10 protein-coding genes are annotated in these 16,928 nt (G+C 53.0%); 1 reads left to right on the top strand and 9 read right to left on the bottom strand.

All coding sequences use genetic code 11. The features are described from left to right. Positions 1–2 precede the first annotated feature (2 nt). The gene (locus KJS69_RS12375) at positions 3–569 is read right to left on the bottom strand and encodes an RNA polymerase sigma factor (RefSeq protein WP_213584057.1); all 567 of its coding nucleotides are present in this window, start codon (positions 567–569) and stop codon (positions 3–5) included. A 227-nt stretch (positions 570–796) separates the two neighbouring features. Here KJS69_RS12375 and KJS69_RS12370 point away from each other — a divergent pair, with 227 nt between their 5' ends. Beyond that, positions 797–1,606 carry an extracellular solute-binding protein gene (locus KJS69_RS12370; RefSeq protein ID WP_249730481.1) on the top strand — a complete coding sequence of 270 codons (810 nt, stop codon included), beginning with the start codon at positions 797–799 and terminating at the stop codon, positions 1,604–1,606. A 403-nt stretch (positions 1,607–2,009) separates the two neighbouring features. On the opposite strand, the gene KJS69_RS12365 is transcribed toward KJS69_RS12370, so the two are convergent. From KJS69_RS12365 to KJS69_RS12330, 8 genes are all read right to left on the bottom strand, one after another. Next, complete coding sequence (locus KJS69_RS12365; RefSeq protein WP_213584056.1) at positions 2,010–6,176, bottom strand: CehA/McbA family metallohydrolase; 4,167 nt, start codon at positions 6,174–6,176, stop codon at positions 2,010–2,012. A gap of 68 nt (positions 6,177–6,244) precedes the next feature. Beyond that, positions 6,245–7,141, bottom strand: a complete 897-nt coding sequence (locus KJS69_RS12360) for an SMP-30/gluconolactonase/LRE family protein (protein WP_213584055.1) — start codon at positions 7,139–7,141, stop codon at positions 6,245–6,247. Positions 7,142–7,165: 24 nt separating this feature from the next. After that, positions 7,166–7,927 (bottom strand): SDR family NAD(P)-dependent oxidoreductase, encoded by a 762-nt coding sequence (locus tag KJS69_RS12355; protein ID WP_213584054.1) that lies wholly within the window; start codon positions 7,925–7,927, stop codon positions 7,166–7,168. After that, positions 7,924–9,675: a dihydroxy-acid dehydratase gene (ilvD, locus tag KJS69_RS12350; protein ID WP_213584053.1), complete on the bottom strand. Its 1,752-nt coding sequence runs from the start codon at positions 9,673–9,675 to the stop codon at positions 7,924–7,926. The genes KJS69_RS12355 and ilvD overlap by 4 nt, the downstream gene beginning before the upstream one ends. A gap of 1,011 nt (positions 9,676–10,686) precedes the next feature. Next, complete coding sequence (locus KJS69_RS12345; RefSeq protein ID WP_213584052.1) at positions 10,687–12,192, bottom strand: M81 family metallopeptidase; 1,506 nt, start codon at positions 12,190–12,192, stop codon at positions 10,687–10,689. Further along, entirely contained in the window at positions 12,189–13,517 is a 1,329-nt protein-coding gene (locus tag KJS69_RS12340) for a GH39 family glycosyl hydrolase (RefSeq protein ID WP_213584051.1), read from the bottom strand. The genes KJS69_RS12345 and KJS69_RS12340 overlap by 4 nt, the downstream gene beginning before the upstream one ends. Continuing rightward, positions 13,450–15,156, bottom strand: a complete 1,707-nt coding sequence (locus KJS69_RS12335; RefSeq protein WP_213584050.1) for a response regulator transcription factor — start codon at positions 15,154–15,156, stop codon at positions 13,450–13,452. Before KJS69_RS12335 ends, KJS69_RS12340 begins: the two co-directional genes overlap by 68 nt. Continuing rightward, positions 15,131–16,888 (bottom strand): sensor histidine kinase, encoded by a 1,758-nt coding sequence (locus KJS69_RS12330; RefSeq protein ID WP_213584049.1) that lies wholly within the window; start codon positions 16,886–16,888, stop codon positions 15,131–15,133. Before KJS69_RS12330 ends, KJS69_RS12335 begins: the two co-directional genes overlap by 26 nt. Positions 16,889–16,928: the final 40 nt, after the last annotated feature.

Genomic DNA, 16,928 nt, shown 5'->3' with positions numbered 1-16,928 from the left:
CGTTATCCCTCCCATTCGATTTGCAGATGTTTACGCAATACTTTTAACGTTTGATGAAGCCGGCTCTTCACCGTACCGAGCGGTTCGTCCCGCATTCGAGCAATCTCCGCAAGCGAATATCCTTCCCAGTACAACTGCTGGAGCAATTCAATTTGACTGGCGGACAGCCAGCGGTAAGCCTCCTGGATTTGCAGCCTGATCATTTTACGAAGCACTTCATTTTCCGTCGAGTTGGAAGAGGGGGATGGCGTTCGCCCCCACTCCATCTCATCCATAGAAATCGTCTTATGCTCGCTTCTCTGTTTCCGGATATAATCAATCGTCAAGTTGCGGGTAACCGTAAGCAGCCAACTGACGAATCGACCTTTGTGCGATTGATACCCCTTCTCCGTAGTCCATAATCGGGTAAAGACCAGTTGAACGATTTCCTTGGCGGATTGTTCATTCCGTGTCGATTTCAGGGCAAACGAATAAACGAGACGCACATAGCGATCATACAGTTCTTCCAGAGCCGCACGGGATTTATCCCTAACCCGATCCATCAATTGTTCGTCCATCATATTCTGCATCTGCGGTCCTCCTTCATGCCTCTTATAAGAAAACGTAAACAAAGGTATAACAGTTTTAGGGTGAACGCTAAAAGTTGATAATTTATTAAAAACCCCGCAGCAAGTTTGGACGACCAACACGCTGCTAACTATTTTCCGAAAGACCAAACCGTTTGACCCTTCCTTACGTTGACTTATAGTGACCGGAAATCCAACTCCGGGTTCAAATCTAAATTCCAAGGAGGTTTATGATGAAAAAGACGCTCACCACCCTATTCACCCTGCTGGTGGCTTCGGCCGTTATCGCTACGGTCGTGCTCGCCGGTCAAGGTCAGCCGGACACCGCAAGAAACCATCCGGGCAAAAGAGACAAAACTTCCAACACCGTTAAAGTATACGGTCCCGGGGGGCCGCTGGGCCCTATTCAGGAGCTCGCTGACCGTTTTACGAAGGAAACGGGCATTGAGGTGGAAATTACAGCCGGGCCGGAGGCCAAATGGATCGATCAAGCAAAGCAGGATGCGGATCTCATCTATGGCGGGGCCGAATATATGCTCCGCGAGATGATGAATAACTATCCCGATCTGATCGACGCTAAGTCGCGTACCGAGCTCTACTCGCGGGCCGCCGGGATATTGGTGCGCACAGGCAATCCCAAAAAGATCCATTCTTTGGACGACCTGACCAAGCCGGGCGTCAAGATCATAGACGTGAACGGCGCCGGCCAGCTTGGACTATGGGAAGATTTGGCCGGGCGGCAAGGGTTGATTCCGGGCATCGACCATAATATCGCGGTCTCCGTCAAGTCCAGCGCAGAAGCGATCGAACTGTGGAAATCGAACTCGTCCCTGGATGCCTGGATCACCTACGAATCCTGGCACTACCGCTTGCAGGACGTGACCGAATTGATCGAGCTGCCTGACCAGGACAAGCTGTACCGGGGAACTCCGATAGCTATTGCCAAGCATACCGATAATAGAAAAGAAGCACAACAGTTTATTGATTATCTAAAAACGGAAGATTCCCATCAAGTGTTTCAAAAGTGGGGCTGGAAGTAACCAAATGGATCGAAACCCGTGCCCTGCGCAGCCACGCTCATTCACTTTCACTTGAGGCTTGGTCAACGCTTACCCGTTTCTTAGTTCCTTAACGTATACGAATTCCTGCGAATATCAAGTTATTAGGAATCGAGTTCGAGTGCTAGAGACAAAAGCCTGCGATGATACAGCATTTTCCACATAATACCACCCGATCGTCACTGGAACGAGAAAAAGAATATAGTTTTGCAGGCAGTTGAGCCCATTTTTGGCTCTGCGAAAGATAAAGTCTGTACGCGGTAAAAAAGAACCTCGAGAGCCACATGTATTGTGGAATCCGAGGTTCTTTTTTTCATGTTGATTGAGTGGGGGCAGCATTCCGCAAGCGATTTATCACGCTGTATGATTTGACTTTAAAAGGTCATTATTGCCCGTACTTTTGTTTATCGCGAACACTTATGGTGTCCACTACATAGGAATAGTCTTTCCGCGTTCCATCCTTGGCGGTCACGCTAATCTTCAGCAGACCGACACTTCTTGCACCTTTAATCAGCTCAGTATAATGGGCGGACGTTACTTTTGCTCCGCTGCTTGTGGTGACAGACAGCTTTTTGGGATCGAAACGGTTGTCATACATCTCTAAGCGATTCACCCCGAATGGCGGGAGCAGTTTATACTTGGTTTTATTTTTATAAGAAATGGACTCGATGGCCGCAGAGTTGGAAGAACCGGAGAGCTCTACCCAGACCGGATTGGAAAAAGCGAAGCCCGTGCCGGCCAGAGGGCCGATGCCGGAGCTATTCTCCTGTGCCTTCTCACTGCGCACCTCCATACGGTAAAATTCCTTATCCGTCACAGGCAAAGGAATCGTCTTGGAGAAGGTGTTCGTTTGCCGGCCCGTAAGGTCCTCTTCAAAAACAATCTCTCTGCGGGCATAATCCGCGATATTACCGGTTACCGGATATTTAATGACGCGGACGCTGGTCAGATTAGAGTTGGGATCATAAGCCTGAAGCTGAAACGGCATATGGCCGGCTCTTTCCAGTTGGAGGGTTCCTCCCATATCGACTCCGCCGATGCTGAATCTGAGTTCTGGGCCGTTAGAGCCGTAATAACCCCCGTTCCGCAGCAGTTCCAGAACATTCTGCTCGGAAAGCTCCCCGATCAAGCCTTTGATATAGGGATCTCCAACCTTATCTTTGGTATGACCGTCGGAATTGGCTATTCCATAGTACTTGCCGTCCCCGCGTATACGTATATTGATTTCGTCCCAGAACCGGAACGCCCGCTCATTCACCCCGTTGTCCAGGGCATGCCAGGTGCCGTTCCATACTTCCACCCCGGTATATCCCGTCCACTGATACGGATTCTGGAACGTATAGGTTTGATCGAACGGATGAGCGATATAGAACAGGCCGCCAAGACCTGTCACCTCATCGATACTGTCCTGCCAGCTGTAGCCGGATTCCGGGTCGTTAATGTCATGTCTCGGGACGCCATTTATTCCGAAGGCCAGCGCATGGCCTGATTTCGTAGTGATTTCCGCAGCCGGAAGACTGAGGAAGCGTCCGTTATAGCTCTCGGTAACCGTATCCGTATCCGGCCTCTGCGAGTCGGTATTATGATCGGAGCTCCATAGCCAGGATAACAGCCGATTATTATAAACGCTGGCGGAGTTTTCGGCTACGGTATGAACTCCGTCACTGTGCTTCGTATGGGAATGATTGTCTCCTCCATAATACCCTGCCCCGCGGACATCAAAGCTGCTAGTGCCCGTCAGATTAAAAATATCTGTGGATACTTTGGCCTGGATAACAGACCTCCCGCCTTCCATCGCCACCGCGCGGACCTTCCTTACCGCCTGCACACGGGCATCGATAACCGGGATTTCCAGGCTTCCCTCGTCCAGCAAATGGACAAAATACGGAGGATGTACCTCCAGGGCAACGTTTTGCAAAGGGGCATCGGTCAGATTTTGCACGGTCATTGTGATCTCAAACGGTGCCTCCGCCACGAGATCCGGAGGCAGCTCAACCCTGACCTCCGCATACTTTTTCATCGTAAAGTCCGCTTGTATCCTTCTTATTTCCCCAATTTCGACGGTTCGGCCTTCTACCGAGTACTCTTCATTTACAGGAGTGATCCGATAGACGCCCTTCTTCGCAAAAATCTGGTATTTGCCCTCGCGATTAGTTACTGCTCTTGCATAGACGGCTCCGTTCTCGTCCGCAGCCGCTATTTCTGTAAAAGGCACAGGGGCCCCCGCCTCATCCGTCACTGAGCCGATTATGCTCCCGTACTCTTCGGCCTGACCATGATCCCGAATGAATTGCGCCCAGAATTCTGCTGCGGCGTAGGGTTTATCCGCAGGGCCGGCGACATGAGGCAAATGGTAGATCACATAGCTTTGGCTCTCGCCGTCAGGGATTACCGCCGGGAACCAAACCCCCATGAATATAGCCTCATGCATAATGATTTCGGGCTGCTGCTCGTTCGGCCAAAGGATCGCATGGGCTGTTTTCCCGGTGAAGGCGTTGTTGATTCCGTTGAACAGATAGTGATCCGTCCATCCGCTTCTGATCGCATTCTTTTCCTGACTATACACCCAATTTCTTCCCGGCAGGTAGCTATGCTGCTCTCCCGGCTGATCGGGATCGATAATATACCCGAAATTTCCGTTAAAATCGCTTCCCGTCCGGTTATCGAGCGTAATTTCCATCTTAATTAACGGCGTGCCTTCAACTATGGAATACCGCACCGAGGCTTTCATCTCGTCATTGGAATCCCAGTCCCCGTCGGCTACAATGGCATTGCCGTCCAGACGGATATCCGGAAGCTGGAGCTTCGTTAGCGGATGAAACCAGGACCATTCCATATGCTTGCCGTTCGCTTCGTCCTCCGGCGTTACACCCAAGTCATCGCTCAGGACGAATTCCGTAAAATCGAGGTTCTCCTGCATCGTCAGTTTGGGAACGGCATCCATTATATGACCGGGGGTCAGACTGCCCCACTTATTGTTCCCGGAAGCGTCGTTGCTCCAATCCACCGGGTCTTTGCCAGCTGTTCTTACCGTCCCGACCGTAAATTTAATATCCGGGCTTTCGATGTAATAGTAATCGTTCTTCGGCCACCAATCTCTTGATGTTCCCTCATAGGTAAATCCCGGGTCCCCGCGGGTCACGCCCGCTACAATCTCCCCGACAGGAGCGGTCATGTTGAAGTCAACCCGAATCGGATTTCCGTCGCCCCACCCCGCTAACTGCTGCTCGTAATTCTCGCTTCCATTGGTGGCGTGAAGGCTGTAGCCTTCTCCTTTCACGGCGTATAGGCTGTACATTCCTCTGCTGTCCGTAGTGGCCGCGGCATATTTTCCTCCTTCCGCCGTTCTGAGTTCAATCTCCACGCCGCCTGACGGACGGCCCTCGGAATCGGTGACCTGCCCCGTTATTTGGCCAATCGCTGCCGGATCGATTCCCTGCTTCACCACATTGGCCCAGAACTCCGCAGTCTGATACGCTTCATAGGCCGGGCCCGGGTTATGCGGCAGATGATAGATCACCAGTTCCTTGGTCCCGCGGACAGGCAAAGTCACCTTGAACCAGGCGCCGGTTATATATCCTTCCGGGATGAGCGCCGAGGGCTGCTGATCGTCCGGCCAAATGATCGCATGAGCTGTACGGCCGGTATATTTATCCTGTATTCCGTTGAAAATGTAGTTTTTATTCCAGCCGGAGGTAATATATTCGCTGACCTGGCCGCCTCTCCAGCCCCAGCCGGGAACATAGCTCTGCTGCTCAAGCGCCTCCTCCGGATCAATGATGTAGGCAAGATGTCCGGAGAAATCGGCGGTCCCCTCGTTGATCAGCTTGACTTTCATTTTAATCAGGGGGGAATTTTCGACAATCGAGTAAGTAACCTGGGCTTTGACGCTCGGATCGCTGTCCCAAGTTCCATCGGCCACAACCGTGTGATCCGCCACTTGAATATTCGGCATGCTCAGCTTTTCGGTCGGATACCACCACGTCCTCCCGACGTTCTTGCTAAGCACAAACTCCGTGTAATCCAGGTTGTCCCGCATGTTGAATTTGGGGGCGGCATCCATCATATGGCCGGGTGTCAAGGTCCCCCATTTGTTATTGCCGGTCGCTTCGTCGCTTGTGTCTACAGGATCATTGGTCGATAATCTGTCCGTCCCGATGGTTAGCTTGACCTGATCGTTTTCAATAAAATAGTAGTCTTTGCCCTCTACCCAATCTCTGGCCCCAACAGCATAAGTAAATCCGGGGTCGCCACCGGTCTTCCCCGCTACAGCGGTGGTGGAATCCGGCAGCTCCGGCACGACGCTCGTTTCGGAAACACTGCGGCTATCCACCCCATAGCTCGCTTCCGTAACGGAGATTTCTTCATTCCCCGCCACAATGTCGCTGAACCCCCTCCCGTTGCCCTCCTGTAAGTTTCCGGGGGCAGAGCTCTCCTTGCTCCTTACTGCGCTGCCAGAGGCAGCGCCCGCTGACCCGCTCGGGAAAGAGCCCGCCAATAACATCGCCGATAAGATGACAGCTACACCTTTCGAGAAAAATCGCGATCCCATGTTCTTCCTCCTCTCTCAAATAAAGAGCAGTTTGTACGTGAACCGATCCGTTCATCCCTTCTTCAGCATTAGTAAAGGGCTAATGGCCGGCTTCGGCCGGCGGTCGGACGAAAGGAGGCTGACGGAAGGCCTCTGACGTTAAGCTTCACCCGGAACAAGCTGCCTCCGTGGCGATCATCCGCTTCCTCGTCTCTCGCTGTTGTAATATACAGTTCATCGAGTTCGGGACCTCCGAAAGCGCAAGACGTCACCAAACGGGCCGGAACCTTAATCTCCTCCAGCAATTGTCGGCTGGTAGGATCGTAGCGGGATACTTTGCCCCCGCCCCAATGGGCTATCCAGAGCGCCCCTTCCTCATCCACCGTCATGCCGTCGGGAAGCCCGTCCTCCCGCGCAATTTCCAGCAGCGTTCGGCGGCCGTCAATCCTCCCGGAAGCCATTTCATAATCGAAAGCATATACCTGTCCCGCGATTGTGTCGATGTAATACATCGTCTTCCCGTCGGGGCTCCATCCCAGCCCGTTAGAAATGCTAACGTTCGAGACTTCCCGCGTCAGGGTGAAATCGGAATGCAGGCAATAAAGACTTCCTGCTTCAGGCTTACCTGTCATACTCATCGTGCCCGCCCAAAAACGTCCCGCCGGATCGCATTTGCCATCATTCATCCGATTGTCGGGCAGATGCTTCTCCGGAGCGGCTATCCTTGCAAGCGACCTGTCGTGTTCATCGTACCGGTAAAATCCATCCTGCAGAGCCAGCAGCAAGCTACCGTCCTCCGACGGTACCGCCGCCCCGACAAATTGCCCGAAGGAATGCACGGTATCCTCGCGCTTCTCCGGATCATACAAATGCAGGGTCTTGCCTGTAATGTCCACCCACAGCAATCGGTTGCGGGCTGCGTCCCAGCATGGACCTTCACCAAGTAATGCTTCTCGATGTACCAGACATTCCAGCTCCTTGTGCATGAGTCCCTTCCTTTCCGTTATAAGTTAATGCAGCATCCAGCCGCCATCCACGTTCAGCGTTTGCCCGGTTATAAAATCGCTGTCTGACGAAGCGAGGAAGACAAAGGCCCCTTCGACGTCCGCTGCGACTTCGCGTCTGGAGAAGCACTGCGCCTTGGCCAGGAAGACAGCACTTTCCTCGATCGTCTCCAAGCTCACCTTCTCATATTCCGTTTCCGTCAGAACGGCCCCGGGAGTAATACAGTTAACCGTGATGGAATCTTCGCCAACCTCGCGCGCCAACGCACGAGTAAAACCAATGATGGCGCCTTTGGAGGTGACGTAGTGAAGAAACTGCTTCTGTCCGGTAAAAAACGTGACGGATGATACGTTAATGATTTTCCCGTAGCTCTGCGCTTTCATATAGGGAAAGACAGCTTTGGCACAGAGAAATTGCGACCGGACGTTCACTCCCATCAGGGCATCCCATTCTTCCGTTGTAATCTCGTGCCAGATTTTACGCGGGTCCATCGCCGCGTTATTGACCAGAATATCGATTTTACCGTATCTTCGTACGGTTTCTTCCACCATCCTGTGAACATCTTCCTCCCGGGATACATCCGCCTGTATGGCAAAAGCTTCTCCGCCAGCGGCAACAATGTTCTCCTTTACCTGTTCCGCAAGCTCGGGATGCGTACGGTAATTGATGACGACTTTGGCTCCTTCCCTGGCATAACGCTTGGCCACCGCCGCCCCGATGGAGCGGGAAGAACCGGTGATGATTGCTACTCTCTCGGCTAACCTCATAGCCCTATTCCTCCTTGTGCGCAAGATCCTCCCTGCAGTGCAGGGCTAGCGGATTGGGTGTACAGGCTCAAGATCCCTTTGTGGCGAAATTCCGGCGGGTTCCAGGACCGCTTTCTTTCCGTAAGAATGCTGGTGATCTCGGCCGGCGTCCGTTCCGTCCCTCGAATTCCCACAATATCGATGCGGCGGTTGGGAATGTCGACACAGATCATGTCCCGATCCTCCACGAACGCTATCGGGCCTCCATCGAGTGCCTCCGGCCCCAAATAGCCGACGCACGGCCCCCGGGTCGCGCCCGAAAATCTTCCGTCCGTAATCAGCGAGGTAGTGTGGGACAGCACCGGGTCCGAAGCGATCAGTTCGGACATGAAGAACATCTCCGGCATCCCGACCGCTTTAGGCCCCTGATAGCGGATGATGACGACATCCCCGGGCTGAATGCTTTGGGCCACGTATGCATCCACCGCTTCCCGTTCGCTGTCGAACACGCGGGCCGGGCCGGTATGCACCTGCATCTCCGCGGCAACGGCGAACTTCTTGATCGTCGCTCCCTCCGGCGCCAGGTTGCCGTATAGAACGGCCAGCGAGCCTTCCGGCTTCAGTGGTTTAGCGATAGGATAGATGACGTTCCTGCGGTTCAGCTTGTAGTTAGCCAGAAACATCTCGGCATAATTCCGCATTTCGCTGCGCCGCATCTCTTCCAGATTTTCTCCAAGCGTCCTGCCCGTTACGGTCATCACATCCAGATGCAGGAAGTCTTTAATTTCATCCATAAGAAAAGGAACGCCGCCAGCATACCAAAACAGCTCCGTCGGGTAATGCCCGGCGGTCTTCGTATCCACCAGAACAGGAATGCTTCGATGGATGCCGTCAAACAGCTTAGGCTCCAAGACGATCCCGATTTCCTTGGCAATGGCGATCAGATGCATGACGGCATTCAGCGACCCTCCAACGGCGGAGTGCACCATGATCGCGTTCTCGAAAGCCTCGCGTGTAAGGATATGCTCGGGCCGGATTCCTGCCTGCGACAACCTGATGACTTGTTGACCGGCAGCCCGGGCCGCTCTACGGATTTCCGCATTGGTGGCGGGGATCAGCGCGGACCAGGGAAGCGCCAAACCAAGCGCTTCGGCCATGACCTGCATTGTGGCGGCCGTCCCCATATACTGGCAGGCACCGCAGGTTGGGCAGCAGGCCCTTTGGAATGCCAAAAATTCCTCCTTCGTCATCTGATTTCGCTCGACCTCAACGCTCATATGCCACAGCTCTTCGTTGGAACGCATGCAGGGGCCTGCCCCCATGGCACCACCCGGCACATGAATGGACGGAATATTTAATCGGGCAATCGCCATCAAATGGGCGGGAACCGCCTTGTCCCCCGCAGAAGTCAGCACCATGGCGTCAAAAGGTGTGCTCAGCGCATGAATTTCTGCCATAGAAGCGATCATGTCCCGCGAAGGCAAGGAGTAGTGCATCCCGTTATGCGCCTGTGCAATACCATCGCAAATATCGGTCGTCGTATAGATGGCGGGCTTCCCGCCCATCTGGAAGACCCCTTTCTCCATTTCTCCGACCAGTTCATTCAAGTGGTAGGAGCTGGGGTGACTTGCCCCGTGCGTGCTTTCTACCAATACCTGAATGCGGTCCAGGTCTTCCACCGTCCAGTCCATCGACATGCGCAGGGCGTCGCCCTCAAAGCTTATTTTGCGAACCTTCTGACTGGCTCGCGTATGGTCTATTTCAGCCACCGGCTGCACCTCCTATAGGCTTTACTTTTGTATCGTGTGGATAATCATTACGAGCCAACCTGCAACTACTAAATATTGATTATTCACATGGGAATAATGGGAAAATAGTTGCATAATACGAGCCCTATGTTGATTATCAACCTCTTTTGACTGTTATCCCCTTCGCTCAGAATCCGCTATCGATTAGGTTGGGATGTCCCCCGTGCCTGCTTAGCCTGCTGTAACTTTGCCACAGTGTCCCCTATGACCTTGGGCTGTTGATTACCGACACCTTTAGTCCGTTATCCCCTTAGATCAGAATGTCCACTGTTGATTGGTCAAGATGTCCCTGTTGCCTGCCTCAGCCCGCTGTAACTTTTATCAGGATATCCGCTATGACCTTGGACTGGTTGATTACCGGTACCTTTTGACTGTTATCCCCCTCGCTCAGAATTCACTGTCGATTTGGTCAGATTGTCCCCGGTGCCTGCCTAGCCCGCTGTAACTTTTGCCAGAAATCCGCACAATAATCTTGGCCGATTTGCCTACTGAGCAATGGAATAGCAGGTCAATGGTACGGGTCCAACCAGCTCTCTGAGTCAAAAGGCTAGGACAAGGGATGGTCCGAACTCTCCCCTGAGTCTAAGGGATAACAGGACAAAGGACGGCCCGAACTCTCCCCTGAGTCCAAGGGATAACAGTGCAAAAGCACGGGCGGACCATCACCTGAGTTAATGGCAGAACAAGGGGCAGCCCGAATAGCCCCTGAGACAAAGGGATAATAGTGCCAGATCACCATCGAACCATCTCCTGAGGCTAGGGGATAACAGGACAAAGGACGGCCCGAACTCTCCCCTGAGTCCAAGGGATAACAGTGCAAGCACGACCCGAACTCTCCCCTGAGTCCAAGGGATAGCAGTGCAAGCACGACCCGAACACCTCCCCTGAGTCCAAGGGATAACAGGACAAGAACGGCCTGAACACTCCCCTGAGACAAAGGGATAGCAGAACAATGTGTACAGCAAAGGCTGTTTATGTCGACTTCTGCTGCGGATTCCTCCAGTCGAAGGAATCGTCGAACGGATAACAGGGGCGCCTTAGGTTGTTAAATACCAGCTTTCGCAGATCGGCTGGACTGCGTCCCGGCGTATCCAGCAGGAAGATGCGCTTCGATATCGCCTCGTAATCGGCCCGGAATTGATTGGCCGATTTCACCAGAACGATGTCGGCGGCCGCCGGTTCCAGTCCCACGCTTCGATACATGCTTGGATCACCGGAGAAGGTGGGCCGTTCCGTAATCAGAAGCGACAGCCTTTCCAGCTCCAGCACGACGCAGCGGCCCATATTCGCTTCCGTTCCCTTGGCATAGCCTCCGGCCAGAGTAAAGCGCCCGTCTCCTATATGCCTGACCCGACCGCAGACTCGCAGCGGTTCACCGTCCGGGCAGATGGAATAGCCGACTTCCAGCTCTACGGACTGGCCTTCTCCGGCGTCTATAGCCCGAGCCACCGCCGGTGCATCGACAATCGTCAACAAAATACTATGACGAAGATGCGCCTCGCAGCTCAACAGTTCCCGGAGGACATAGTTGCTGTCCCCGGTCGAACCCGCGCCGGGACTGTCGGCCGAATCGGAGATGACGAACGGCCCGTCGCCCGCTTGCCGCTCAGAGGCGAGCTTCACCACTTCTCGTACCGAGTAAAGCCGGATATGGAACTCGTGACGCTTCTGCCAGAACAGATCGGCAAGCCGGTCCGCCTCCCGCTCCGCCGCCTCTTCATCCTCATGGACCGTGACGACCGCACAGCCCATCTCCTCGATATCGAGCCACGGCTGTACGGGAAACAGGGAGGTCACCCAGGAGTTCCCTAACCTCTCTCCCTCCTCCGCTGCTTGCCACAGCTCGGCGAATGGGCCGTGAGAGCTTTGGCTGTTCTCGGCGGGGACGATCATCGGGATCTTCCGCATGCGTACCACCGGCTTCCTCCCGCTTCGAAGCATGGAGAACAACAGAGCAGCGGAGCGCATGCCCGTGGAGACAAAATCAGTGTGGGGATAGGTGCGAAACCCTACGATTCCGTCCGTCACGGAAGCCATTTTATCCGTTACATTGGCATGCAAATCAAGGGAGACGACGAAAGGGACGTCCCCTATAACACTCCGAATCATTTCCATTAAGCATCCTTCCACATCGTCGCACCCTTCGGCCACCATAGCGCCATGCATCGCGAAATATACTCCGTTGTATCCGGAATGGAATTGAAGCTCCCGAAGCAGGGTTGCCTTCAATTGTTCCAAGGCTTCTGCCGTAAACATTCCGGATGAGACCGCATTGGCAGCCATCGTCGGAATCACCTCTATTCCTTCGGTAGAGGCGGCGCGCATAAATCCGCTCAGTTCATTCTCCGTCCCCGCATGCAGCACATCTTCTCCGAACAGCAGCCGATGCCGGCGGAAATTGTCCATAGTGCTTCTAGCCGGACCGAATGTGTTGCTCTCCTGAATGACAGCGCCAATTAATACCTTCGGTTTGTTCATGGGAGGATTCTCACATAGAATACGGAATATTTTTTCAGCTCCAATTTCCATTCAGCGGAGGAAAGCTGTTCTTCTTGAATAAGCTCCAAATTCCTTTCTCCATCGATAGAATAAATTTGAATCCGCTCATAAGCGGAGGCGGAATCGGTTAATCCATTCAGACGCAAGGTCAGACCGCGGTCCTCGTTATGGAAATTGGTCAGCAAAGCCGCGATCGCGCCGTTCTCATCCTTGGCCGCCAGACACGACAGCCCCTCGGCATCCTCCGGCAGCTCACAGTGAAGGCGTACATTATGCCGCCGCAAGTTCTCGAAGGCCTGGAAGGTGTAGTACGTCTTCTGCGGAACGCCGTGGTAATCGAACAGGCCGCAGAACAGAGCGGTCGGCTGACCGTCGTAATAGTTGGCCGCATCCACCGGAAGATCCTGCAATAAAGCAAGAATGTAGGCGGAGAAGGATGCCCCTTCCTCCCCTTTTTGCCGGTTGAAGGTGTCTGCGCGCAAATATTCATTGCCTTTTTGCCAGATAGTGCCGAAATCGGCGACAAAGTAATTCCATTCATTGAGATGGCTCTCCGTATCCTTGAACCCGTACTGGTCCAGCAGGCTCCGGACATGAAGCGCACGGTCGGCAAAGACCTGCGGATCGGCCGTATACGTATGCCAGGAGAAAAAATCGAGTGGCACCTGCTTCTCCCGGCAGTGCTCAAGAAATTCAGGGACAAAGTCGGCGGTTGGCCTGGCTACGGCGGGACCTCCAACTTTAAGGGAAGGATCGTAGCGTTTGATGGCCGTCGCCGCCGTTTCATAGAGCGAATAATATTGCTCATGGGTACCGGACCACATCTTTACACTAAAGTCCGGCTCATTCCATATTTCCCAATATTCGATGCCGTAATGAAAACCATCGGCCCATCCCTCGTTATAGTGGCGGATAATCCCGATGCAAATCTGCGCCCACTTTTCGTAATTTTCGGGCGGATGAACAAAGTATTTCTTCTCGGTATGCTCGATGCTTTCCCCTAAGCGGTAGACGATTTTCGCCCCGGTCGCGGCAACTGTACGAAGATATTCGTCCGTCTGAGAGAAATTGTAGCTGTCCGGGTCAGCCGGGTCCTTCGAGAAATCAGGGAAGACGATATGGATATCGACCTCGCGGGGATGCGGCCAGTTCGGATCATGCAGCCGGACTAGCGGAACCCTCATAGATACGAAATAATCGGAAACATCGACCAGTGAACCGTAAGTCACCGGACCGTTATTCACCCCGTGAATCGGCTTGACGGCCCCAAGCGGCCGGTCGATATTCAATTGAATTTCTGGCATGTCCTACTCCTCCATTGTCGCTATTTTGGTCGCGATACTCCTGCGGAGTAACGCCAAAAGCTTTCTTGAATACTTTTATAAAGTAAGCCGTATTTAAGTAACCGACTTCATTCGTAATCTCATAAACTTTTAAATCCGTATTTAATAACAAGTGAACCGCCCGCTCCATTCGCACCCGGGACAAATAATCTTTGAGCCCTTCCCCGGTTTCCAGCTTGTAAACCTTGGACAAATAGACGGGATGCATATCCACGTAGGTTGCAAGCGTTTGCAGCGAGACATCCTCCGATAGATTTAAATGGATATATTCTTGAATTTGTTCAATGAGTGTTTTTCTAACGTCTTGAATTTCTACCTGATTCGACAGGGACAGCCGCCGACAGACCTCGAAGGCCCATTCCTTGAGCAAGGAGACGGACTGCATTAATTCAGGGGAATGATAGAACCTTGGATCCCCCTCGCAATTCAGCGCCTGGGCCACCGTCTGTCCGTTCGTATGGGCGTAATGAAAGCATGCGGATAGTACCGTATGGTAGATCTCGGACAAATAATCTGCATGAATCGGCGAATCCCGTGTAGTCGCTTCGAGTTCGGTAAAGACACTTTGCAGCTTGGCTTTGGCCTCTTCCCAGTAACCGGCCGCGAACAAATGGGATATCGACGGAGGGGCCTGCAGGACAGAAGCTGCACTCAACACGGAGGCGGTCTCGGATTGTCCGGCTGTCAGGAGCAGTCCGGCATCATCCCCGATTCTTCTTCTTAAGGTTTGCACGGCTGATTCATATACCGTCATCAGATCGAATGGGAAAGTGACGCATTTGCCGTATACGACCGACAGATTTTCTTTTAAATAGTGCAAGACCAGATGCTGCAATTGGCTTAGCAGCCGCGAGACCGATTCTTCTTGACGTCCATCGGGCACGCTTTCCTTGGGCTTCAGAATAAGGACCAAATAATTGTGGATATCCTTGCATGACCATATATGATACATGGCGCCTAGCACTTCTTCGGCAATATTCATAACGGAATATTCAAGCAGAGAGCGGTTGCCCCGACCGGGTGTACGGCGCTCCAGGCGAATGACCGCCGGATAGACCACATCCCCTTCCCCGTAGGGAAGCTCGAGAAGTGCACATTTTTCGTTCAACTCGGCGGCCGTCTGGCTTCCCTCCAGCATATTGCGCAGCAGATCCGACCTAAGGGTGGGCAGATGCTTCTGCAAATATTGAACCGTTGTCCGCTGTGAGGTGATTTCATTCCATTCCTTCCGCATGGAGGACGTCAGCTTACGGACAGCATTCGCCAGCCATTCATCGCGAACCGGCTTGAGCAAATAGTCGGCCGCACGCAGGCGAAGGGCTTGCTGGGCATACTCAAATTCGGCATGACCGGTCAGCAGGATGAACTGGATCCGGTTCGAATAAGTACGGATCGTCTCGATCAGCTCGATGCCGTCCATTCCCGGCATGCGGATATCGGTCAGGACGATATCGATGAACTGCTGTCCGACGATGTTCAAAGCCTCCTTGGCGGAATATGCACAGAATACTTCCTCGATATCCAGCTCCGACCAAGGAGTCGTCTGTGCAATCGCATCGACGACGGAGCGTTCGTCATCTACGATCAAGATCCGGAACATCGTTCTCTTCCCCTTTCCTCTCCAGGACGACGGCGACCGCCGTGCCTCCGTCTCTTCCATGCATCACCTGCAGGCCAGATCCTTCACTGAACATCAATTGCAGCCGCCGATTGACGTTCCATAGCCCGAACGATCCATTATCCGTATTCTCGGCTCGTCCCAGACGCTCCCTAAGCTCCTCCAGACGGGCGTCGTCCATGCCGACACCGTTATCTTCTATGAAGATCAGGGAGCGGTTCCCTTCGGATTGACCCGTAATCGAAATACAGCCTCTGCCTTCCTTCGGCTCAATTCCGTGAATGACGGCGTTCTCTACGATGGGCTGCAGGATCAGCCTTGGAATGACAACCCTCTTTAACGCGTCCGGAACGTCGATATGATAGGTCATCCGATTAGTGCGCAGGTTCTGGATTTCCAAATAGTTCACGATCACGTTTAACTCCTCGTCCAGCTGGGCTGTTTGTTTTCCTAATCTCGTGGTGTAGCGGAAATATTCCCCTAAATTCAAAGCCATGGCCGCAACGGCCTCTTCATCGCCCAGACGGGCCATATTCTTGATGAAGAACAAGCAATTATAAAGAAAATGAGGATTAATTTGCGATTGCAGCTGCTTCAATACTGCCTCCCTGGAGCGGATGCGCTCTTCATCGAGCTTCGTCATCAGATCTTCAATCTCTTCGGCCATCTCGTTAAAACGCTGGAACAAAAACGAGAATTCGCTGGCCCCCTCCAGCCGGATCCGGGAGGAATAATCCCCTCTCTTGATCCTCTGCATATTTCTTACCAGCATCCGAATAGGGACCTGTAGCTGACGATACAGTATGTAAGAGGCGATCACTCCGAAGCCGAGCAGGATGAGAGTAAACGTGTAAAATAAATCACGGGCCTTGGTCACCGGAGATAAAATCTGATCGACCGGAATGGAATCCACCAGATACCAGTCCACCCCATATAACGGAACGAAACTGAGCAAATATTGCTGGTCGGTAAGCTGCAGCGATATATTCTTCCCGATCCGGAGAGGCACCGTTTGTAAATAGTCAACGACGCCTCGGGCATAGGCCTCATCCAGCGTCCGGTTGCCGATCACTCCGAATTCCGGGCTGTACAGCAAAGGGTCCCCTTGACCATCCGCCTTGTACTGATCCAGCAGCGTCTGCAGATGCGAGGCTTCGAAGGCCGTCTTCACGATCAATCTCGCGGATTCCGGCTCTTCATAGGCGGTGGCTGGAGTGAGGGAGAACCAGACGAATTTCGCCGGTTCATCCCCCTGCCCCTTCACATATTGCCAGCCCCTGCGAATTCCGCTTATCAGCTCGGAATCTACGTAGCCGAACGTTTTGCTGGAGGTGGAGATCACCTCTTGCGATAAACGGGAGTAAACGGTAATTTCCGTTCTCCAGCCCGTAATCCCCGATTGCAGCGAGATATGATCCAGGATCATATTCGTCAGCTTCTGTCGATCATACGGGTCCCCTGACTGCTGCTGGTACTCCAGCTCCCGGATCGCCGGATCGTTGGCAAGAGTTATCGAATTGATGGAAATTTGACTTAATTTCTCTTCCAGCTGGCTTTTCAGAAAGAGCAGCTTGTTCAAATTGGCGGCTTCGATTTCGCTCTTGATCACCTTCACCGTGGTGTGGTTATAGATCGTAAATAAGATGACCATTAACAGAAGCAGTCCAAAGATAAGAATGACGACCTTGGAGAAGCTGTTCAGCTTTTGACTCATCGTTTCATCACGCGCCCTGAAGTGAAGTTTATGTTATCTG

It is taken from the genome of Paenibacillus sp. J2TS4, from assembly GCF_018403245.1.
Lineage (GTDB): Bacteria > Bacillota > Bacilli > Paenibacillales > NBRC-103111 > Paenibacillus_L.
The sequence above is the reverse complement of the archived record's forward strand: the minus strand, read 5'-3'. Positions and strand labels throughout refer to the sequence as shown.

Excerpts from the sequence above, each read along its gene's own strand:
- KJS69_RS12375 (WP_213584057.1), bottom strand. The coding sequence starts at position 569 with ATGCAGAATATGATGGACGAACAATTGATGGATCGGGTTAGGGATAAA.
- KJS69_RS12370 (WP_249730481.1), top strand. The coding sequence starts at position 797 with ATGATGAAAAAGACGCTCACCACCCTATTCACCCTGCTGGTGGCTTCG.
- KJS69_RS12365 (WP_213584056.1), bottom strand. The coding sequence starts at position 6,176 with ATGGGATCGCGATTTTTCTCGAAAGGTGTAGCTGTCATCTTATCGGCG.
- KJS69_RS12360 (WP_213584055.1), bottom strand. The coding sequence starts at position 7,141 with ATGCACAAGGAGCTGGAATGTCTGGTACATCGAGAAGCATTACTTGGT.
- KJS69_RS12355 (WP_213584054.1), bottom strand. The coding sequence starts at position 7,927 with ATGAGGTTAGCCGAGAGAGTAGCAATCATCACCGGTTCTTCCCGCTCC.
- KJS69_RS12345 (WP_213584052.1), bottom strand. The coding sequence starts at position 12,192 with ATGAACAAACCGAAGGTATTAATTGGCGCTGTCATTCAGGAGAGCAAC.
- KJS69_RS12340 (WP_213584051.1), bottom strand. The coding sequence starts at position 13,517 with ATGCCAGAAATTCAATTGAATATCGACCGGCCGCTTGGGGCCGTCAAG.
- KJS69_RS12335 (WP_213584050.1), bottom strand. The coding sequence starts at position 15,156 with ATGTTCCGGATCTTGATCGTAGATGACGAACGCTCCGTCGTCGATGCG.
- KJS69_RS12330 (WP_213584049.1), bottom strand. The coding sequence starts at position 16,888 with ATGAGTCAAAAGCTGAACAGCTTCTCCAAGGTCGTCATTCTTATCTTT.